21 protein-coding genes and 4 pseudogenes are annotated in these 20940 nt (G+C 54.8%); 12 read left to right on the forward strand and 13 right to left on the reverse strand.

Going from position 1 to position 20940, the window contains the following annotated elements:
- Positions 1-210: 210 nt before the first annotated feature.
- From CP556_RS26750 to CP556_RS14900, 5 genes and pseudogenes are all read left to right on the forward strand, one after another.
- Positions 211-483 (forward strand): annotated as a pseudogene (locus CP556_RS26750) (zinc ribbon domain-containing protein); the annotation flags it as partial.
- Positions 484-493: 10 nt separating this feature from the next.
- Positions 494-568: pseudogene (locus tag CP556_RS25395) on the forward strand (IS6 family transposase); the annotation flags it as partial.
- Between the two features lie 55 nt (positions 569-623).
- On the forward strand, positions 624-1496 hold the full coding sequence (locus tag CP556_RS14890; RefSeq protein WP_098727419.1) for a DUF7504 family protein: 873 nt from the start codon (positions 624-626) through the stop codon (positions 1494-1496).
- A 150-nt stretch (positions 1497-1646) separates the two neighbouring features.
- Positions 1647-2009 (forward strand): DUF7522 family protein, encoded by a 363-nt coding sequence (locus tag CP556_RS14895; RefSeq protein ID WP_098726323.1) that lies wholly within the window; start codon positions 1647-1649, stop codon positions 2007-2009.
- A 115-nt stretch (positions 2010-2124) separates the two neighbouring features.
- Positions 2125-2433 (forward strand): HalOD1 output domain-containing protein, encoded by a 309-nt coding sequence (locus tag CP556_RS14900; protein ID WP_098726324.1) that lies wholly within the window; start codon positions 2125-2127, stop codon positions 2431-2433.
- Positions 2434-2545: 112 nt separating this feature from the next.
- On the opposite strand, the gene CP556_RS14905 is transcribed toward CP556_RS14900, so the two are convergent.
- Positions 2546-3715: a coiled-coil domain-containing protein gene (locus tag CP556_RS14905; protein WP_141551695.1), complete on the reverse strand. Its 1170-nt coding sequence runs from the start codon at positions 3713-3715 to the stop codon at positions 2546-2548.
- Between the two features lie 139 nt (positions 3716-3854).
- On the opposite strand from CP556_RS14905, the gene CP556_RS14910 reads away from it, so the two are divergent.
- On the forward strand, positions 3855-4877 hold the full coding sequence (locus CP556_RS14910) for a DUF5305 domain-containing protein (protein WP_098726326.1): 1023 nt from the start codon (positions 3855-3857) through the stop codon (positions 4875-4877).
- A 31-nt stretch (positions 4878-4908) separates the two neighbouring features.
- Here CP556_RS14910 and CP556_RS14915 read toward each other — a convergent pair whose 3' ends face one another.
- The 4 genes from CP556_RS14915 to CP556_RS14930 all read right to left on the reverse strand — a co-directional run bounded on the left by CP556_RS14915 (position 4909) and on the right by CP556_RS14930 (position 7523).
- Positions 4909-5472: a DUF7344 domain-containing protein gene (locus CP556_RS14915; RefSeq protein WP_255291477.1), complete on the reverse strand. Its 564-nt coding sequence runs from the start codon at positions 5470-5472 to the stop codon at positions 4909-4911.
- Between the two features lie 128 nt (positions 5473-5600).
- On the reverse strand, positions 5601-6185 hold the full coding sequence (locus CP556_RS14920; RefSeq protein WP_098726328.1) for a hypothetical protein: 585 nt from the start codon (positions 6183-6185) through the stop codon (positions 5601-5603).
- A 47-nt stretch (positions 6186-6232) separates the two neighbouring features.
- Positions 6233-6940: a hypothetical protein gene (locus CP556_RS14925; protein ID WP_098726329.1), complete on the reverse strand. Its 708-nt coding sequence runs from the start codon at positions 6938-6940 to the stop codon at positions 6233-6235.
- A gap of 70 nt (positions 6941-7010) precedes the next feature.
- Positions 7011-7523 (reverse strand): hypothetical protein, encoded by a 513-nt coding sequence (locus CP556_RS14930; protein WP_218011970.1) that lies wholly within the window; start codon positions 7521-7523, stop codon positions 7011-7013.
- 463 nt (positions 7524-7986) lie between these two features.
- Between CP556_RS14930 and CP556_RS14935 the strand changes: the two genes are divergently transcribed.
- A complete protein-coding gene (locus tag CP556_RS14935) occupies positions 7987-9147 on the forward strand; it encodes a signal peptidase I (RefSeq protein ID WP_098726331.1) in 1161 nt (386 codons plus the stop codon).
- A gap of 56 nt (positions 9148-9203) precedes the next feature.
- Here the strand turns inward: CP556_RS14935 and CP556_RS14940 are convergent, their stop codons facing one another.
- Together CP556_RS14940 and CP556_RS14945 are read right to left on the reverse strand one after the other, a co-directional pair.
- Positions 9204-10772 (reverse strand): DUF4097 family beta strand repeat-containing protein, encoded by a 1569-nt coding sequence (locus CP556_RS14940; protein ID WP_098726332.1) that lies wholly within the window; start codon positions 10770-10772, stop codon positions 9204-9206.
- 365 nt (positions 10773-11137) lie between these two features.
- Positions 11138-11311, reverse strand: a pseudogene (locus CP556_RS14945) (integrase core domain-containing protein); the annotation flags it as partial.
- A 55-nt stretch (positions 11312-11366) separates the two neighbouring features.
- Here CP556_RS14945 and CP556_RS14950 point away from each other — a divergent pair.
- A complete protein-coding gene (locus tag CP556_RS14950) occupies positions 11367-12569 on the forward strand; it encodes an IS4 family transposase (RefSeq protein WP_098726333.1) in 1203 nt (400 codons plus the stop codon).
- Positions 12570-12785: 216 nt separating this feature from the next.
- On the opposite strand, the pseudogene CP556_RS14955 reads toward CP556_RS14950, so the two are convergent.
- Positions 12786-13294 (reverse strand): annotated as a pseudogene (locus CP556_RS14955) (IS6 family transposase); the annotation flags it as partial.
- A gap of 192 nt (positions 13295-13486) precedes the next feature.
- The gene (locus tag CP556_RS27555) at positions 13487-14044 is read right to left on the reverse strand and encodes a DUF7504 family protein (RefSeq protein ID WP_486187775.1); all 558 of its coding nucleotides are present in this window, start codon (positions 14042-14044) and stop codon (positions 13487-13489) included.
- 214 nt (positions 14045-14258) lie between these two features.
- Between CP556_RS27555 and CP556_RS14965 the strand changes: the two genes are divergently transcribed.
- The gene (locus CP556_RS14965; protein WP_098726335.1) at positions 14259-15596 is read left to right on the forward strand and encodes an RNA-guided endonuclease TnpB family protein; all 1338 of its coding nucleotides are present in this window, start codon (positions 14259-14261) and stop codon (positions 15594-15596) included.
- Between the two features lie 112 nt (positions 15597-15708).
- Positions 15709-15975 (forward strand): DUF8150 family protein, encoded by a 267-nt coding sequence (locus CP556_RS14970; RefSeq protein ID WP_098726336.1) that lies wholly within the window; start codon positions 15709-15711, stop codon positions 15973-15975.
- 13 nt (positions 15976-15988) lie between these two features.
- On the opposite strand, the gene CP556_RS27280 is transcribed toward CP556_RS14970, so the two are convergent.
- The 4 genes from CP556_RS27280 to CP556_RS14985 are packed head-to-tail and all read right to left on the reverse strand — an operon-like array spanning position 15989 to position 18338.
- Positions 15989-16135: a hypothetical protein gene (locus tag CP556_RS27280; RefSeq protein WP_394340737.1), complete on the reverse strand. Its 147-nt coding sequence runs from the start codon at positions 16133-16135 to the stop codon at positions 15989-15991.
- A gap of 22 nt (positions 16136-16157) precedes the next feature.
- Positions 16158-16355 carry a nitronate monooxygenase gene (locus CP556_RS14975; protein WP_394340738.1) on the reverse strand — a complete coding sequence of 66 codons (198 nt, stop codon included), beginning with the start codon at positions 16353-16355 and terminating at the stop codon, positions 16158-16160.
- Between the two features lie 20 nt (positions 16356-16375).
- Positions 16376-16897 carry a cyclic pyranopterin monophosphate synthase MoaC gene (moaC, locus tag CP556_RS14980; protein ID WP_098726337.1) on the reverse strand — a complete coding sequence of 174 codons (522 nt, stop codon included), beginning with the start codon at positions 16895-16897 and terminating at the stop codon, positions 16376-16378.
- Positions 16890-18338, reverse strand: coding sequence for an NAD(P)H-hydrate dehydratase (locus CP556_RS14985; protein WP_098726338.1), 1449 nt, complete (start codon positions 18336-18338; stop codon positions 16890-16892). The genes moaC and CP556_RS14985 overlap by 8 nt, the downstream gene beginning before the upstream one ends.
- A 216-nt stretch (positions 18339-18554) precedes the next feature.
- On the opposite strand from CP556_RS14985, the gene CP556_RS14995 reads away from it, so the two are divergent.
- Positions 18555-19322 carry an ABC transporter ATP-binding protein gene (locus tag CP556_RS14995; RefSeq protein ID WP_098726340.1) on the forward strand — a complete coding sequence of 256 codons (768 nt, stop codon included), beginning with the start codon at positions 18555-18557 and terminating at the stop codon, positions 19320-19322.
- The gene (locus tag CP556_RS15000; RefSeq protein WP_098726341.1) at positions 19319-20824 is read left to right on the forward strand and encodes a hypothetical protein; all 1506 of its coding nucleotides are present in this window, start codon (positions 19319-19321) and stop codon (positions 20822-20824) included. The genes CP556_RS14995 and CP556_RS15000 overlap by 4 nt, the downstream gene beginning before the upstream one ends.
- The last annotated feature ends 116 nt before the right edge of the window (positions 20825-20940 follow it).

Here is a 20940-nt window from a genome sequence, read left to right on the forward strand (position 1 = left end):
CTTATATTTCATATCCAAGTATTAATCAAATGAAACAGGGAGCCTGAATGCGTATTTGTAGATCACGTTCCCCTGTTGTGGATGGTGTTACAAATGGTTAATGTCAACCGGACTATACGGTATGTCGACTCTCCGTTGAACACTGTGGATCCGGTGTTAGGCGGCGAACTCGGAGACATCCAAGTGAGAACCGCGCCACTGTGGGTGAAGCTTGAATACAAGGCCGAAGAACACGGCATCGTCGTAGACCGCAAGAGCGAGCGAGACACGTCAAAGACGTGTTCGTGCTGTGGGCGGAAGCGTGACGCGAATGCGGCGTGGAACATTCTTTCTCGCGGCCTCAAAGATATAGGAGTGGGGCACTCCGAATCAACGCCTGTGGAGACTACACTCCCTGTGGATATACCCGTATCTGCAAAGCTCGTCGTTGAAACAGGAAGCCCGACCCTCACGGAGCGAACGGCGTCAGCCGTGAGCGAGTAGGGTAGGGTAGTTCACCAACGCTCACGCGGAAACTGCTGGTCAGTGGCTCAGATCGTTCGCCTTCGCATGGAATCAGCTTATCTGAACACGATAGTTCTGGGGCGGTGAAGTTTTATGCGTACAGGCTAGTTCTTGGGTGTATGGGAGAGGACGAGAACGATGAGTCATCTCTATCCGAAGACTCTGAAGAAGAATCCTCATCACCCCTCTCTGAACTCGCGGACCAGGTCACAAAAAGATCAAAGAACAGTTTGTTGGGCCCGGACAATAGTTCGAAACCACTGTCAGACCTAGCGGAGTCGGTACAGGAGCAACAGGGTTCAAGGGAAGATTTTGAGACGTTAGAAGATTCATCCGAGTGGGACCTCATCGACCAGTCTGCAGATTCGTCTAAACCCCGTGAAGCTGCTGACCCGAAGACCGAGGCGATACTCGAGTTAGTCGGTGATGCATCAAATGTTTTGGTCGTCGGACCTACGGACTGCGCCGCCGAACAAAGCCTTTGTTCAAGGATGATGGCTTCCCAAGCGAACACTGCGGTTAACCTACTGCTGGTAACGGTCAAACAGACACCAAGCGAACAGTTATCCATCCTCCAAAATTACCTGACGAATCCGGTCTCAAACACAGTCGTTATCGATCCCCAGACATACAGCACAAACAGATCCTCAAGTAACTACGATGGACCCGTCGATATCAAACCGGTTCCCAGTGCTACTGACTTGCGCCGTATCGGGATCTTGATCAGTAAAGTACTCGTGAACTGGGAAGAAAATGATTCCCAGACAGTCATGTGTATACATTCGCTTTCCGACCTGATCGAGTTGGTGGATGATAATCAGCTAGTGTTCCGGTTCCTCCATGTCCTTCAGGGCCGTGTCGAGTCAGCGAAAGTGAGATCACATTACCATTTTGACCCTGATCGTCACAACGAACAGGAAGTCAAAATGTTTTCATCGTTGTTTGATACAATTCTGACGTTTGATGAGGGCGGAAAGATCACGATGGAATAGCGAACCATATTCATTTACTTGCAGATATATCTATAGGGACCAGCGCTTGCAGGACTCTTCTTCTCAAATATTCCAGAAACGGTGACTGATATCTGTTGTCTAATCAGAACCGAAGCTACAAGGTGGTGATCCGTCAAAGATGACTCTAACATGGATTATCAACGGGTGTTAAACTTCTTTCAAAACCGTGGTGTCAACCAGTTCCGTGGAATGGCACAGTACAGCAAGGGTGACCTCTCGATCGAGTACTCCCGCGACGATAAATCCTTGAGGGTTCTACGTGCGTACTCTGATGATATACTTTTCCAACGGGCGAAGGAAAATGTCCAACCAGGGCAGAGCCAAGGCATTCAGGAGGATCTCAACGCTGTGCTCCATTATTACTCCGACTGTCTGCTCATCCATTTACTAGTCCAAGACGGTACCGGCATCATCGCCATCTTTGACCCATCCGTAGCCCCCGACACGTACAAGTTCATAGAGAAATCCCTTCAACTGGCCTCTAGTAAGTGAAACGCTTGACACCGAACACTTTTTCGTTCAAAAGAAAATATGGGCCCTGGCCATTTCCACTGGCCATCGCCAAAAGATGACAAGGGTTTAAGAGGAAACATGCGTTAGTGCCTGTATGGGGGAAAGCTACAGTCCAGTGTTGAGTCGCGACACGGAGATCCAGCGGGAATTTGATCCGGATAGTTCAGTCGGATACGCCATTTTGGAGGCGATCGCCGAACTTGAAGGAGTCGATGCGACAAATTTATTGAAGGAACACAGCTTTGTTCTCTCCGACCACGTTGATGTTGACGCACTCAATTCCCTGATTGATACCGGATCCAGCACGGAAGTCAGGATCAGGGCCGACGATTATGTGATAACGGTCGCCCACGACGTGGTCCATGTAGCAAGGACCGAACCGGATGGAACACTAGGCCTGTGAACTGCCTCTGGGCTTGACACCAAGATGCCGGCCTGTTCCGCGTGTAGAGGGATGAGGAGAAGTTCCCAAGGTTGGTCCCTTCAGTATTGAATTTTTACAGATAGGATGATAGTCAGTCATCATTCCATTCGAATCCTTGTTCTTCCTCACCGCGATCATCTTCTTCTTCATCTTGGGTGAGGTCATTAAGATCTCCGAACGGCATGTCTTCACTCGCCTGATCTTCTGGTACGGGGCTCTGAGATTTATCTTCGGAGCCGAGGTCAAGTGAGAGGTCTGACGGATCATCTGCATCTGAACCGTTATCCATCACATCCTTCGAAGCGGTCTGCGAGGACAAATCCGGCTGTTTCGAGCCGGTTTCCTGAGGGGAGTGGTTATCCAACTCTTCTCTGAGGTCATCTCGAGACGGCTTATTAGAAGAACTGGATCGTGAATTCCCCTTGTCTGTTTGGGGCTGTTTTTCGGGGCCTCCTTTCGTAGTGATCACTGTCTTTGAGAGGATCCACCAGGCTGCTTCCTTTTTCACGCCGGTCAACTGTGAATGACACTGTGAGCAGTGCGGGTCCATTAGTAAGGCGACATCGATTGCTGTCCCACAGGTTTCGCATTCCCCGGTATATGATCCGACGTCACTGGCATCCTGTTTCAGCTTTTGCAAAAGCTTCTGCTCTTCCTCTATCAGCTCTACCGTCCCGTAGTAATCTTGTTTGATGTTTGCTATTTGATCGTCGAACTCATCGGTTTTTTCAACCAAGAACTTGAGTATAGTTTGAAGATCATCGAACTTTGAGGAGAGGTCTGCTTCCAGGTTTTTCCTATCGGAGGTTAGCTCTGTTTCGAGTGACTGGAGCTCATCCCTAATTTCAGTTATCTGGGATTCGGACTGGGATTCGACCTCAGCGAGCTTGTTTTCTATCTCAGATATCCGTTCTGCAAGTGTACTGGTCCTGGCCCCGATCTGGTTGCTTCGGCGAACCTCTGTTTGAAGCTCCTTCTCTATATCCTTGACCAGTTCACGGAGTTCTGTCACCTGATCGGGAGCACTTCCAGCTTTGTCCGACGTTGTGGACGGCGGACCGGTTCTGCTGGATGGTCCGTGGTTCGTGTCGGTCTCATCCACCAGTTGAGACATTTCGTTTACTGTCCAGTATGACGATATCAGCTTCTGAAACAGTTCTTCCTTAGAGACCCCTTCAGAGACGGCTTGTTGGTCTATCCACTCCTCAAGTGAGTTGGAGGATGGGAAGCCATCGTTCTGGTCAGTTGGGTCCCGAGTCATCAAAGGTAACTGAGTAAGTATACTTGACCTCTCGCGTGGCTAGGACAAAAGTTTTGTTGTAAGCCACGAAACTCCGGCTACAGTGACCATCGTTGTTTCAACTCCCAACTAATATTCTTCAATTTAGCTTTAGTATATAATGCCTCTCGAGAACCGTATTAAACTGTTTGTGAATCAAAATAGCCGGACAGTGATCGTGGTCTTAGCGGTTGCTGGAATCCTTTTCTTGGTCGGTGCAGGGTACGTGTTTACCAATCCAGCGACAGGGACGGTCACCGAAGATACAAACCAACAACAGGTGAGTACAGATGTCTCGACCAGAGCGTTCGTGAGCGGGGAGTCTTCCCTCTATGAACAGGATCTGTGGATAGAAAACCGGTCGGCCTATTTCATATCATCCGCACCAGAGCTCACTCTCGACCTAAATACAACCGTTCCACTGGACCAAGAGGTGACTGTTTCACATGAGCTGGAGATGGAAACTGTTGGTCTTCGGGACGGACAGCCGTTCCATAGCTCCGTAGAAACACTGCTCAGTTCGAACTACACGGTTACAAACGGGTCCGTCAACTCATCTACGACGATAGATGTAGAACAGCTCCGTGAAGACATACAGACAAAGGAATCGGAGACACAGGGGGTCGGTCAGTTCGAAATTCGGCTACGGATGAACACGACATATTCAACAGATGACTATGACGGCTCACTCACAGCGACAACCCCTCTAGTTATCTCCGGGGAAGCATACTACCTCGGTGGCAGCCTAAGCGAAAGTCGTACACACTCCACGGTGGTACAGAGAACTGTTCAGCAGCCATCCAGTCCGCTTGTCTATGGAGGGCTCTCAGTGCTCTCTTTGATCCTTTTCGGCCTATGTGGCGTAGTGAACAGTTTAAAGGACAGTATCAATTCGGAACGGATGAGGACACAGATAATCCACAGTCGCCATGATGAGTGGATCTCACGGGGAGAGTTCCCCACAAATTCGGATCGACAGTACATATCTATTCTAACCTTGGGTGACCTCGTGGACGTCGCCATCGATACCAACAAACGTGTTATTTACGACCCAGACATCGAGACGTATGCAGTGATCGACACCGAGGAGATCTACTACTACGCAATCGACAGGGAGAGTACCGACAACTGGCTAGATATCTGATAGGAAGTGTCGTCTGCTGCACCGCCCCTTCTCAAGGAGGCTTCTCGAAGTTCTCGAGATTCTGCTTATGGTTCAGATACGCATGACATGATGCTGAAATCAACATGATGCCCACAATCAGGGTTGGGTACACAAGGGTGGGAACTGGATCCGTTGGAAGGATATCTATCCAGAGAGCCGCCATCACAACGAAAGCGAGAGAGGAAAGGCCGAGATAGTATATACTCCAGGGAATCGAATTCTCGGGGACAAAATCCAGGTAAATACTGATTTTATCTATCTCATCGGTAAGCTCTATCACCCCGTTCGACTCAGTTAAGACGCCGGCCCTCTCCAAACGTGGTATATGTGTCTGCTGAAGGGAGGTGTACACCGTCTTACGTTGGTCTGAGGTGAGTTCCTCAATCTTCTTGTCCTGCTCCCAAGCCGCAACCTGTTCGGCAAGATCGGAAAGCGTGACAGCCTCACCAGTTCTTTTGCAGTAATGGATTACGTAGCGTCGGCGCTGGCTGCTCATCAGATCAAATATTTCGTTTTTCGGAAGCTTCTCACCAGTTCCCATACTCCCCCTTCCTTCGAATCGTTCCCCCTCCATCAGTCACTTCGAAATCAAAGTGTTGGCCTAATATAGATACCGACCATACCTGAAGTTTGGTTGTTCTCTCCCTGAATACAGAAGTGGACAAGATTCTGTACAGACAGAAGGGGACTATAAGACGTGTACTACTCGAGACTCACAGAGAGTGTGATATCGAAGTCTGTTTGACTTGGATAGAGTTCGATTGAACTCGGGCCTATACTGGAGATGAGGTTGACCTGTAAGCCGAAAGGGATTGCTTCGCCCGGTGAAAGCAGTCCATCAACGGCGTTACCGTGGTCACTTTTGGCCAGAAGATTGTCTCCGTTATCTACTCCCCCGGATTCAAGCGTCTTGTCCGCAGCTGTTACTTGAAGTGAGTTTTCGATTTCTGTGAGTTCTTGGTTCGTGAGAGTACTGCTTGTGGCGTTGAATGAGAAGTAGATACTGTCTATCCTTCTGGAACTTACGTTCGAGATCAATACTATGTCTTCAAAACGAGTGATCGCCTTCTGTGTCAGGCCTTCCCCGTCTCCGCCAGGCGCAATAGCGGTCACTCGGCTCTGACTATCTGTTTGGACATGGATCGGCGGGTCGTTAGCCGGAACCAGCTCCAACGAACTATGTGATACGACACGGAAATCCGCAGATGCGGATGAGTTCTCGGTGAATGAGGCAGCTGCACCTATAACACCGCCTCCGATGAACAGGCCACCGGTACCAAGGATCATCTTCCTACGTGTTGTCATTCTTCAATTACCTGGATGTAAGATGGTCTTCACCTTGTCTGTTCTACTTCCGCAGTCACTTCCTCAATCAGTTGAACCGACCGAGACCGGTTACTTCCACCGACATTGCCGAATACGTTGTCAGACAGCTCTTCATGCAGACCGGGGACATCGTTTCTCGTAGTATTGGTCTCCAGCCCGATAGTGAAGCTTTCACCCTGCATTATCCCTACCGTGTCCGCCGGCTCCCCTTGAGTATCACCTTCAGGATCCGGCGAGAGAAGCGTTCCATCGGAGACCAGTTGAAATACCTCACATGCATCCCTAGCGCTGAGATTCGTCCCTGAGTCTTCACGTAAAAGATCAGGGAAACTATAGCCGAAACCGACATCAAAGCGGGTTTCCCGGTCTGAATTATTCGTTATCTTGAATAATTTTTCAAAGGTATAATTTCTCCCAAGGCCGACAACGACCTGAACCGTAACCATCTCTCCATCGCTGCCTGAAACGTATATCTGGGGTAGATCGGAGACATTCGGCGACGATCCACCGAACATGCCGCCATCCTCAATGCTGACGTTGTCACCATACTCGTCCTCTCCAAAAAGTTGGATAGTCAGGCTGGCCTGCGGAGCCACCACCGGGAAACTGGAATCTGAGCCACGGCTTCTGGCCACGTCCACAGCGCCAGTACCAAGCGCCGCACCCGAACCGGCGGCGAACAATGCCAATCCGACCACCACATTACGGCGTTTCATATCTTAGAGATTTCCCATTCTTCCCCACAAGCGATAGAGTATTTGTAGACATATAGGAGAGATTGTAGTATTAGTTAGCGACGATAGTTAGATCGCCGGTACTCGCACCCGGATCGTCTAAAGTGTCATCAGTTGTACCAATCTCAATATCAAGGTATACTGAGTCACCAGATCCCACATTTATAGTGCTACCACTACCAATAGAGTTATCGCCAGATTTTCCGACATAGAAGGTTACAACAGCCTCATTATTATTCCCATCCTGCAGAAGCAAGGAAGCCTCCCCATAAGCTGTCGGATCGTTACTCGCCCCTTCTGGGGAGACACCTACTGTCGTGGATTCTCCATCAGCTGAATTATTTGTGATTTCCACTACGTCTTCAAGCGTGATTATCGCGTTTTGGTTAAATCCCCCGTCCTCGCCTTCAGGCCCCCCAAGGTCAATCGTCAGTGTCTCACCATTATCAGCATTAGTCACATAAGAGCTATTACCGGTGATAGTAAGATAAGCGCTGTTGTCACCAGCTGTATTTACATCAACAGACCGTTCGGCGCTAGCTGTTGAAAACGCGCCCGTGCTCATGAGGAGACCGCCTCCCCCAACTATTCCTCCGAGTCCGATTAATACGTTGCGTCTACTGAGTACCATTGTTCTGATTTGGTTTTGACACAGGTAGTACTGTGTTCCTAACCTGTTAATGAACTCCTACCCACTTTGTATTTTCCAGCTTGAAAGACTTCTCGCCAGGCTTTCCTGTCAGAAAGCCCGGCTTGAATCCGATTCTATATAAAAAGGGAGTAGCGTACACGCAAATATCTCCTGATTTAACTCCGATGTTGTGAACTATCCTGTCCCCTCGCTTGCCGCTAATGCGGTTCGCTCCTTGAGGAAGGCGACTCCTCGAAAGACGTTGAACCGACTCAGGGTCGAGCCTCGAGACACCTTGTTCATCTATAGAGCTGGTTACAGAGTCGAAAAGCTGTTTTCCATATTGCCTCTCTGATAACGCGTTTTATCACTGTCCAGTACTATGGTACAGTGAGAAGTGAAATTCAGCGATATCATTCAGTATACTGTGTTAATACTGATTTTCCTAGCGGTGGCTGCCTTATTTTTCGGTCAGGCCCTTGGACAGCCTGTTCTTCTTGGCTATGTGGAGACCGGTAGCATGGAACCCAAACTCGAGCCAGGAGATGGATTCATTGCTGTTCCAACTGCCTTGACAGGTCCACCTGAGTCTGGAGACGTCGTTGTCTTTAACGCCGAGGAGCTACAGGGAGGGGGGTTGACCACACACCGTGTCGTCGATCAAACAGAGGAGGGGTATATCACCCAGGGTGATGCGAATGCATTCACGGATCAAGATGGCCCTGAGCCGCCGGTTTCGGAGTCTCAAATCGTTGCGAAGGCGTTACAGTTTAACGGCGGGATCGTCGTTATTCCAAACCTTGGATCCGGTGTTTTAGCAATCCAGGGCGTGATATCAGGTATTGTTGCGGTTTTTGTAGGAGTTCCAGGGCTGGGAGATTTGGTCAACGGTGAGTTTTCTCCGAGGGCATTGGTAGTTGTCGGAGGTTTACTTATCGTAGTCAATTTGGTAGCGGACTCTCTTACAGGGAATCGGAAGAGAGAAAACCATAGCCGTCGACGTCGCGGATACTATACTTCTGGAATGATTTTTCTTATCATAGCAATTGTCATTATCGCTCCCGCAACGGCTAGTATGGTGCTGGGGTCCGGTTCAAACAGCCTTGACATTGTTAGTTCGGAATCACCCAACGATAACCCGCTTGTTGTGCCCGAAGGAGAAACATCGACGATTGAGTACCAGGTGAGCAATGACGGGTATATTCCCATGATGACCGTTCTCGAGACGGATAATCAGGATATTTCATTTTCAAAATCGGTTGTCAGTCTTTCCCCTCGTTCGGAAGAAACGATCGGCCTGACGATACAGGCACCAGCAGAGACCGGTGCATATAGTAGGGATGTCTCCCAGCACCGTTATCTACCGTTTCTACCCCGTTCAGTTATTCTTGCACTGCATGAAATACACCCGCTTCTGGCTGTTGCGGCAGTGAACTCTGTACTGCTTGTTGGGGCACTTAGTCTCGGTATTGTCACTATCGGGTTTGACTCTGTCCGTCTCCGTTCGGCCAGTCGAAACATCTCGTTCCTCGAAAAGCTGAAGAGACGATTCCTGTGACATCCTCTTTGCCCTCAACGGGCTTTCTCCTTGAATCCCCGTAACAGCCAAGATTGTTATCCAGGTGTGACTTGACCGGTCTCCGGTGTTCCGTTAACAGTTACACTGTTTGGGCTGTAAACCAGGTTGTTGTCGTTGTCCTCAATCAAAGCTCCATCAACTTCTAATGTCGACGAACCATTGTTGAGGGCTACCGTTGCTTCCCCGTAGTCAGTCCTGATTTCCGAGTTGTTCAACAGGAGATTTTCTACGGAGCTAACTGTTACTTCGGCATCGGTTTCAAAAACCGTGTTTGACGCATCAAGGTCTGCCGCGGAGATCACTTCGATATTACTGTAGTCTGAGGTCAGTAATGCGTCTACCATGCTGATCGACTCGGCATCCGATTCTACCGTTATCGAGGATTCAGTTTCCAGCGAGGCTTTGTTAGCAGTAACCGAGCCGCCTGTAATCGTGATTTCGCCGCTCTTTGAGGAAATAGTTCCCTGACTGATACCAACCGGTCCTGAATCACCGGTAAGCGTTATCTGTTCATCTGTTTCAACGGTGGCTCCAGCGGCACTGACGGAACCTCCATTGATGTCTATTGATCCATAGTCCGAATTTATATTCGCATTGTCGAGGTTCAGATCTGCTTCCGTGGAAACTTCGATCGAACTCTCAGTATCTATCTGTACGTCTTCCGCGTCAACAGAGACAGCTGAAACCTCTACTTCCCCGTATCTCGAGTTCAAAGTACTCCCGGTTAAATCGACTGTTCCAGAATCTCCCGTTACGGTGATCGCAGAATCTGTTAGTATTTCCGAGTTGGTGGACGTAACGGAATCGGCCTCTAACTCGATCTCCCCGTAGTTAGATCTCACCGTGGATTCCTCAAGGTGTATTCCCCCGTCCTCTGCCGAAATAGATATATCGCTGTCGCTTTCGAGTTCTGTTCCATAGACAGTAACCGATTTTGCTTCGATCTCTACTTCTTGATACCCATAGAAGATGGTTTCACCGGAGCTAACAACCAGGTTCGCCGAATCATCGTCGAATGACCTCAGCTCCGATCTGTCAAGGACCTCCTCGTTTTCATCGTACACGCTGTTATCGTTGCTGTCGATAAACGCAACGCTGTTCTCCGGTAGGTCTCCGCCTTCGCCCGGCGGTCCACCGGGTTTGCCCGGACAGTCATAATTTACAGACGCTTCTAACGTCGCTTCGGAAAGGGTAGTGCCATCGGCCTCCGCCTCATGGACAGTGACGGTCAATGTGGCAGTCCCGCTCCCACCGTTTGGAGGAGCACAAGTAGCTCGGATGGCCTGGTTGCTACCCTGGCTTATTGTAACAGACTCAGATGGCTCCTCTAAGGACACTGCATCGGAGTCGATACTGGCTTCGTACGAGACGGTCAGGCTTGAGTCAAAGTTGTTCCTGATCTCCGCCACTCGGACGGCTTTGGTCGGATGGTTGACTTCAATCCCTGTTTCATGCATGCCAAGAAACGCATTGCCGTCGTCAGCGAGAGAGATGTCGACCGGGCGGTCACCCCCAATAGAGCTGAAGCTGCCGGTGGGCACAGCAAAAAGACCGACACCAACCACCATTAGGGCAAGTCCGACGTAAAGTAACAGGCGTGCCATGGTCTAACCGGAGGATTCTAACCTAGTATTGTTCTGAAACGGCTTGTACACTTCGAATTTGATTACATTCTCTCAGAGAGACTTAGTACCTCAGAAGGCGTCTTCAGCTGGGTGAGTTTAAAGCCAGTTTCGCGGTATCCGGTTGTCTTTTTCTCAAAGAACTCGATGAGATACCGCTGTTTCATTTCGTCACCAAGACCTACTACCGGTAGAAACGTTTGAGAGTGGCAGTGAACGATTCACACAGCGTGAATTGCCTCGGGGTCAAGGCCCAAGGTATTCTCCTATACCGCTTGATAAATCCCGCACAGTCCTGAGCGAATCGTTGATAACTACGCGTGTGTACATACCGCTGGGGGCACTGTCTAGTTCTGTACCTCCTCAATCGGCGTCTTTCCATCGAGAGCTTGATGCGGTCTCTGATGATTGTAGTACTGCATGAATTGTTCAAGCCACTCGCGGACGCTCGACCGACTGCCCACCCACGAGTTATGGAAGCGGTCGATACGCATTTTGAGGGTGTGAAACCACTTTTCGATCTGTGCCATTTCGAGTACTTAAATCCGATCTCAGCCCGTTAGATTGAGCGAGACGATGACAGAAGCAGTTCATTCTCAGACACAGCGTTCTTCGCGTCAGACCCGATCCGAGGAGTACAGTCAGTCACCAACGACCGCAAGTAAATTTTACTCGTTGCTCGACGAAGTCGACAGCGAGTTCATCGCCGACCAGTTCAAGATCGGCAAGTACACTGCCAAGCACGACTTTGAGAATCATCTCAAGATCGGTGTCTTCGAAGGGATTCACCCGTCTGATTCACTCGCTGAACTGGCCGAGAAGACGGCCACGCATAATCAACTGGAAGAAATGGCTGCGTCGACGTTCTCCCGGCATACGAACGACCGCGACTATCGCGCGGTCGTTCGTGTCCTCTTTGGGCTACTCCATTCATCGCAGCTGTATCACCAACGTAATGTCCAGCGTAAGCGGTTGGAACGGCTCGATCGAGCAGTCGTCGCTCTCGATGGAACAAATCTAGCTCTCACTAGATCAGTTACTATTCCGAGTGAATTTGATGATGACGAAGTCATTGACGAGATCAACCCAGGTAACTGGGGTCTCAAACTCAATCTTGCTGCACGTGTGGACGGACACGCCAAGCAGCCTCTTGGCGTGTCCGTCACAGCGGGTGAGACACGTGAACCAACCCAGTTCGATCATCTCCAAGACGACGTCGAGGTCTTCGCAGACCTCGACTCGCCGATTCACGTGTTCGATCGTGGCTATCTTGATTATGACCGCTTCTGTGCGTTGAAAGAGCGGGAAAAGGACTTCGTGTGTTTATTGCAATCAGATTCTCGGGTCGATGTCCTGGAGGAAATCCAGGACATCGACATCACTGACGAAGCAGGAACGCGCCACGTACGTGACGAACTGATTGAACTCGCCGAGACCGGCGAAACGTTTCGACGGATCCTGTTTGAGGACGTGGACGGAGAGGAGATAGCGTATCTAACAACGCTATCTTCTGCAAATTACGATCCCATAGATGTGATGAATATCTACACACTTCGGACATTGATCGAGATTCTGTTCCGAGAGTTGAAGCAGTATACGAACATCGAGAATTTCCACTCACAATCGGTGAACGGTGTGTTGTTCGAGCTGTTCTGTACATTGATTGGTTACGTCCTGATCGAATGGTTCCGGCACTGCCACCCCCTTCGGGGTGGCGTGCCGGAAGCGATCCGTCTCATCCGTACACGCTGGAATCAGTCGCTTCCCGTGTACGGGTGACTCACTCAAGACTCCATGAGAGCGCCGCCGCAGGAGCGGCGGCACTCTCCAGAGGGGGAGAGTCACGCATAATTGGAACTGAATCTAGAGAATTACGGCTGGTTGAGTACATTTGCAGCAGGTTCCTTCAGCATTGACCGCTTCGTGATCTGATGAATCACAGCCTCTCGTGTCGTCGATCGCTCAGTAGTCTTATCAAGTCGAAACAGGACAGTTTTCGATGAGGTTTCGGTCGGTATAGTTGACCTGACCGCTCAATCCTAATCGAGCAAGGGCAGTCCGGTAGCCGAATTGTCAACGAGAAACTCAGCATCCGAGAGATCGTGTTTCTCGGTGAGTCGATGGAGAAACGCAGCCGCCGGATCGGTGCCCTGCCGCCCAAATAACGCAACATCGAGAATCAACTTTGTCTCGGTGTCTATTGCAGCGTATAACCAAGACCATTCGCCGTTAATCTTGACAGCGGTTTCGTCAACGGCGACCCGCTTCGGCTGCGCCTCAGGCGGGTCGCGTCCGCTGTCAGATAGCCGATGAACCCAGTTCCAAATCGCTCCGTAAGAGCGTTGAACGCCTAATTCAGCGAGAATCGTTGTTGTCTCTCGAAGCAAACAACCGGTCTGATGGAGGCGGACGGCGAACGCCCTGACGGGCGTCGCCGTCCGCTCATTCTCCCAAGATTCTTCAAAATCCGGTTCATAGCTCTCGCTGAGCAGGTCTGCGAGCATCTGACCAATTCACTCAACGACCTGCTCACTTCTCAAATTGCCTCAACTAGACAGTGCCCGTTGTTCCAAACTATAGTAGCCACTGAAAGTCAATTCATATCTGATTGCGTGACGGCGTTTCGATCAGTGTGTGAATTGTTTCAGTGGCTACTAGAGGAGGAGATAACTGCCTCCGTTCGATTCAGGGCCACACTAGTCCGTTTCGAGAACGGTGTCGAACAGGTACGTGAGACTCGTCACGGTCTGCGGATCGTGGGCCGTGGGATCGATGAAGTAGAACGCGGTGGCACCTGTGCGCTCGATGCGAGCGGTGAGGATGTGGAGAAATCTAAACACCCGCTCGAAGTCGCTGGCGTGGATCAACGACGTGACCGAATCGAACCAGAGCTCCACCGGAGCGTCGTGATCGCGCCGTGAGAGTAATTCACTGATCTCGATTCCGAGACCAGTCAAGTCGCTCCGATTGACCGCACTCAGCTGTCCGGTATGCCTCTCAGTCACGTCAGGATGTACCGGTGAACCGTGATTCATCTCACTGACTGAAATTATATCTATCCTCGAGGAGCAGGAGTCGCTGGTCTGTCGGCAATCGAGAATCGTCGATGGCGGATGACGAGTCGAAATGACCACTTTCGGCGCGGCTCGGTCGGACGGTCGCACGCGCTCGAGATACAAGGGGATCTCCCCCTCGTCCGGCAGTGGGCCAAGCAGTAATCGATTCGATCCCCGCTCCGAAGTACCCCCATCCATATCGTATTCGCTACTATGGTATTGTGGTTGATAAGTACGTGCAAAAGGGCAAGCGAGGGAGTTGGTAAGAATTTAAGGATAATAGAAATAGTAGCAACAGTTATCGAAAATATCTCTATAAAAAATAGCAGTGCGAGTACCACGGGCCACCGTGCCCGTGGGTGAAGCACGTCAAACACAACAGTTAACAAGTATCAAACCATACTGGAATATAGTGCAGTCGTCTGAACTCACCCACACTTTGTCGTTCGGACTAGACATCCAGACAGGGAGTGGCGACGACTTGCAAACCGGCTGTCTCGAAGCCCGACGCATCCGCAACGAAGCCAACCGTCTCGACCGACATGGCTGGGATTGGGGCGACATTAAATCAACCGTTGTTGACAACGCCAACCACGTCAAAAACACCAGCCAACTCATCGTTGGCAAAGCACTCAGTGAAATTGAAACCTATCACGACAACAAAGATGACGGGTGGGGCCGACCCTATCCATACATTGACGAGTCGTACCCGGTGGTGATGAACCACGAGGAAGGCTACCGCCTATTCTTCGAAGACGACGGTACGGTTCGATTCCGTGTCACTGCCACGAGAGGAACGCACGTCAAAGGCGAACTCTGTGGCAGCCCTGACCATTTCGATCGTCTACGGACTGCCTTCAACGACGAGGAGTGGCGGGTTGGTACCGCTGAAGTCGTTCACAAACACAGTGAGTGGCGACTCCACGTCACCGTCACGCACGAGAATCATCAAGTCGCCAGCAAGGTCGATGCAGACACGATTATCGGCGTGGATGTAAACGAGGACTGCATCGCTCTCATTGCGATGAGTCGGAGCAGTTCGGTGAAAGACTCCGTGGTGTTTGAGTATCCATCAGTCAAAGAACAACGCCACGAGTTCTTCACCAAGCGCAAGCGGATGCAGAAAGCCAAGCAGACCGCATTTGAGACAGTCGTACAGACTGAAGAACGCGACTACGTTCACGACTGCCTGCACAAAGTATCGCGGAAAGTAGTCGAATGGGTCTCGCAGTTTTCGAACCCGCTTATTGTCTTTGAAAACCTCAAAGACATGCGAGACTCCATTGACTACGGAACGCGGATGAACCGTCGCCTACACTCGCTGCCATTTGCAGCACTCCAAGAGATGGTCTCCTACAAGGCTGCGTGGGATGGGATTCCCAGCGATGAGGTTGACCCTGAATACACGAGTCAGCGATGCCCGAGAACGGAGTGCCAGCATACGGTACGAGCGAATCGCCATAAGAAGCGATTCAAGTGCCGTCAGTGTGAGTTCCAAGACCATTCTGATAGGAAGGCGGCGGTGTGCGTCGTGCAGAATTGGTTTGACGAACAGAATGAGAATGTGCCGTCTCTCGAAACCCTTCCACGAGTGAAGAAGGTGAGATGGGCGGCATCGGGGGCTGGTGGAGGCCCCGGCTCTCACGGACTCATTTTGAGTTCGGGTGTTGACCGACACGGAACGTCGGCGCAACCAGAGATGGAAGCGCGAGAGGAATTAAAATCCGTTGCCTCAGCAGTGCCAGAGTAAACACGGACGCCCCGCGCCACCGTGCGCGGGGTACTTCACACGCTCTTCGAGGAAAGTCTTAGTGTCCCTCGCCTCGAAGAGTGGGTAACGCGGCTCGACGTTGAAACCGAATATGAGCGACTCAAACGCGCGTGAGCACCTCGACGCGAAGCACGAACGGAACCGTGAGCAACGCATTGAAGGCATCAAGCGCTGGGTCAAATACATCGAATCCGAGCCGCCAGAAACGTGGGGGCCACAACAGAACGCGGTCGTCAATGACCAACTCGATGCGGCCAAAAGCGTACGGACTTCGGCTGCCCACCAGCAGCACGTGAAAGACGTAGCGGCGGAGATAATCGAAGTACGCGACGGGTCCAACGACAACGATTCGAATTGACGTTCTCCCACCCTCAACACGCCGAAGGCGTGTAGGATGGGGTAGTTGACACGGGGATGAGTGATAGGTAGCCTTGCGTGGCGATGGTGTCGACCCTGGCTTCGAGAGTCACCTCGAGATACTCGTCCCTCTCACCCATCATCGTCGCATCGTCGTCCACGAGAGTGACCGCGGATGGCCGGTCAATCAGCGCACGCGTTTCGTGACCCACGCCCCGTCTGCGTTTCCTCGAGGTCGCGCCACGTGACCGCGAGGTGGCCGAGGCCGCCGGCGTTCGAGACGGCTGCCGCGAGTTGGGGGGTCGTCGCGCTGCCGATCGGTGCCTGCACGATCGGGTACTCGATCCCAAACAGAACATACAGCGGTCTCGTCAGCGTCATCTCGGCAGTCACCTCCCCACTTACGCTCGCTCCTTCTCCTTCGCGAGCACGCGCACGTTCTCGATACCCGTATCGGGGTACTGTCCGTCCGCGTCCTTCTCGACGGCCTTGACCATGTCCCAGACGACGTTGAGGCCGGTCGTGACGCCCTCGAGGGCCTCCATCTCGCAGCCCGTCTTGCCGGTGGTCTCGACGGCAACCCGGAGTTCGATTCGATCCTCACTGAGCGAGAAGTCGGTGTCGACGTTCGTGATCGGAATCTGGTGACACATCGGGATCGTCTCCCACGTGTGTTTGACGGCCTGGATCGCGCCGACGCGGGCGGTCGCGAGGACGTCCCCCTTACCGATTCCGTCCGCTCGGATGGCCTCGACCGTCGACGGCTGCAGGCGGATCTCGCCGACGGCGACCGCGCGTCGCTCGCTGTCGGGTTTGTCGCCGACGTCGACCATCTGCACGTCGCCCTCGTCGGTCGTGTGCGTGAGGTCGTCGGCGTCCGCGGCTCCCTCCGGTGTCGCCCGTTCGTCGGGGGTCTCACTCATCCGAACCACCCCACAGGACCGCGGGAATTTCCTCGAGCATGTCAGAGGCGAGAAAACCGAAGGCCTGGGTTTCCGCCAGCCGTTCGCCCGCGAGGCCGTTGACGTGAGCGCCCGCTGCGGCGGCGTCGAGCGGCTCGGCGTGTTCCAGCAGCGCCGCGACGATTCCCGCGAGCGTGTCGCCCGTGCCGCCGACTTTCATCCCCACGGTTCCCGAGCGACTGATCCGCGTGCGTTCGCCGTCGGTGATGACGTCGTTCGCGCCCTTCGCGAGCACGATGTGACCCAGCTCGGCCGCGAACGCTTCGACCTCCTCGGCCGCATCCGCCAGATCGTCGACGTCCGGGCCGCTCATTCTCGCGAGTTCCCGTCTGTTGGGCGTACAGACCAGCGTCGCATCCGTCTCGAGGTCGGGGACGACCGCCAGCGCGTCCGCGTCGACGACGACGCGACCGGTGTACGACTCGAGGAACTGCCGGGCCGCCTCGAGGGTCTCGTCGGCGGTGCCGAGCCCCGGGCCCAGCACGACCACGTTGTCGTACTGTTCGGCCGTCTCGACGAGGTCCGCGGCCCGCTCGGGCGTGAGAACGTCGCTCTCGTAGGACTGGACGATGAGGTCCTCGCCGTAGCCCTGGATCTCGCCGGCGACGGACTCGGGCGCGGCGACGAAGGAGAGTTCGGCGCTGGCGCGAAGCGCGGCCTGTGCCGCGAGCGCCGGCGCGCCGGTGTAGGGACCACCGCCGATGATGTAGGGCCGACCCGCGCGGCCGTCGGGTCGCGCGAGATCGATGTCTCCGGGGCCGACGAACCGTTCCGCCGCGGCCGGAATGCCGATATCCGCGACGGTGACCTCGGCCGCGAGTTCGTCCAACCCCGGTTTCGTGTCGTGGAAGGTGACGACGCGGTCGGCCGCCACGGCGTTGTCCGCGTGGTCGCCCCCGTCGGCGTCGAACCCGGAGGGCACGTCGACCGCGACGACGGTCGCGTCGGCCTCGTTGATCGCCCGCGCCGCGCTCGCCGCCGGTTCCCGAAGGTCGCCGCTGATCCCCGTTCCCAGCATCGCGTCGACGATCACGTCCGCCTCGGCGAGATCGGACGCAGTTGCGTCGGATTCGAACTCGCTCGAGTCGGTCACCGCTCGCGTCTCGTAGGCGGACCGCTGCAGGGCGTCCCAGTTCTCGCGAGCGATGTCGGTGCCGATCAGCTCCGCGCGGCCGAGCAACAGCGTCGTCACGTCGTACTCATTCAGAAATCGAGCCGCGACGAACGCGTCGCCCCCGTTGTTCCCGCGGCCGGCGACGACGACGACTCGAGCGCCCGACTCCGCAACGTCCCGAACCGCCCGGGCGACGGCGTGTCCGCTCGACTCCATCAGCTGCTTTCGCGGCACGCCGAGCGCCGCGGCGTTCGCGTCGACGGCGGCCATTCGCTCGCCTGTGATCATGGGCGAGGGTTCGACCGGCCGACCGTTGAAGATTGCGGACAGCGGGCCGCGCAGCGGTCGGCCTCGAAAGGGGTCGTCTCCGACCCGCGTTCGGATCGAACTCTCGAGCGAACCGCGTCGAATCGAGATGACGCCGGAACGACGGTCGAATCAACAACTCGTCGGTTCCGCTACCAGCATTGTTATTATCAATTCGTGAGAATAGCTCGTCGTTCAATGGCTGCAATTCGCGTGGACGGGCTGCGGAAGTCCTACGGATCCGTCGAGGCGGTGGCCGGGATGGAGTTCGCCGTCGACCGGGGGGAGCTGTACGGCTTTCTCGGGCCGAACGGTGCCGGCAAGACGACGACGATTCGGACGCTGACGGGACAGATCCGACCGGACGCGGGAACGGTGCGCGTCCTCGAGACCGATCCGACGACGGAGCCGATCGAGACGCGCCGGCGGGTCGGCATCCTGCCGGAACAGGGGTCGCCGCCGAGTTTTCTCACGCCCCGCGAGTACCTCGAGTTCGTCGGCGAGGTCCGCGACCTCCGTCCGGAGCGAGTCACTGACCAGACCGCGGCGTGGGCCGAACGACTCGGATTCGAGAGCAAGCTCGACACGCTGCACACCGATCTCTCCCGCGGGCAACAACAGAAGGTGATGATCGCGCAGGCGTTCGTCCACGAGCCGGACGTGGTCTTCATCGACGAGCCGCTGGCGAATCTCGATCCGCTCGTCCAGGAGCAGGTCAAGCGGTTCCTCGTCTCCTACGCGGCCGGCGACAACGCCGTCTTCGTCTCGACGCACAACATCGACGTCGCCGAGGACATCTGCACCCGCGTCGGCATCGTCGCCGACGGCCAACTCGTCACGGAGCGATCGATCAACGACGGCGACGCGGACGACGAATCGCTACTCGAGCTCTTCCTCGAGCGCGTCAACGGGGCCGACGCGCGAGATATGCCGACGCTCGAGGGGATGGACGGGCCGGACGCATGAGTGGGACCGAAACCGGAACTGGAACCGGAACCGGAACCGAGCCCGCGGCTCGAGGAGGTTCGAATCACGCCAGTTCGGGGCTCTCGTTCCGACGGCTGCTCGCGATCCTCTTTCTCGAGGAGTGGCGCATGCACACCCAGCTGTTCGGCGGCTGGCGCTTCGCGCTCTTCCCGTTCGTGATCGCGCTGCTCACCGTGGGGGCGACGGTCGCCCTCGTCGAAACCGGCACCGCACCGGGGACGATCGTGAGCGGCCTTCACGTCCTCGCCCTCGCCTTCGGGCTCTACAGCGGCACCGCCGGATTCGCCGGCTCCGACATGCTCGAGAACGTCTTTGGACGGCTCTCCTTACTGCTCTCGTCGTCGACAACGCTGCCGCTCTCGCGGCGGCGGTTGCTGGGCGCGTTCCTCCTGAAGGACGCGCTGTTCTACGGCGTCGCGTTCGTGCTCCCGATGGCGCTCGGGAGCGCGGCCCTGGACGGACTGTCGGCCGCGACGCCGGTCGAGGTCGGGCTGTTCTGGCTCTCGCTCTTCCTCGTCTTCGCCGTCGGAATGGCCGTCACCGTCGGGCTGATCGCCGTCCGAACGCGGGGCGCGCCGACGTGGACCATCGGGCTGGCGATCGGCCTCGCCGTCGTCGGCGGCTGGGCAGCGGGCGGATTCGGTCCTGTCGGGTCCGTTCTCGTTCCGCTGCGCGGATCCGCGCTCACCGCGGGCGGGCTGGCTGTCGGAACCCTCGTCGTCGCGACGGGCGCGCTCGCGATCTACGATCCGACCTACGGGCGGCCCTCGCGGACGGCGACCGATCGCTTCGCTCGACTCAGTGACGCGCTTCCCATCGACGACGCGCCGCTGGTCACGAAGACCCTGCTCGACCTCGCGCGCTCCTCCGGCGGCGTCTGGAAGCCGTTCGTCTCCGCGAGCATTCTGCTCGCGCTCGTCGCCACGCTCGTCGGCGTCGTCGACTCGATCACCGGCATCGCGCCCGCGCCGGGGATCTTCTTCGGCGGCGTCCTCGGCCTCTCGGCGTTTACGACCTACAACTGGCTGACGCAGTTCGACTCGCTCGAGGACTACCTCACGTACCCCGTCTCGATCGCGGACGTCTTCCGGGCGAAGCGGATCGCGTTCGTCCTGGTCGGCGCGCCGACGGTCGCGGTGCCCTACCTCGCGGCCGTCATCTGGTTCGACGCGACGCTCGTCGACGCCGTCGTCGGGGCCGTTTTGCTGGCGGGCTACGCGCTGTACTACTACGGCCTGACGGTCTACATCGCCGGCTTCGATCCCAACGAGTTCCTCTTCGACGCCGTCCGGTTCATGACGTTCACCGTCGGCGTCGCCGTCGCGCTCGTCCCGACGCTGGTCGCCGGGTTCGTCGTCGTCCCGCCGACACTGGAACTCGCCGCCGTCCTCGGAACCGGCGGACTTGTCCTCGGGATCGTCGGGGTCGTGCTCTCGAGTCGCGCCGGGCCGCGATGGGACGCACGCTATCGGGCAGAATAGTCGCTCGCAAACGACTGGAATCGGAGCCCAAGGAGACTGAACAGTCGTGAAGGAGGCGAGAGCGGGATAGATCTACTCACACGGATCTCTTTGCTCTCCTTCCTTCCTATTAACTT

This window comes from Natrinema sp. CBA1119, from assembly GCF_002572525.1.
Taxonomy (GTDB): Archaea; Halobacteriota; Halobacteria; order Halobacteriales; family Natrialbaceae; genus Natrinema.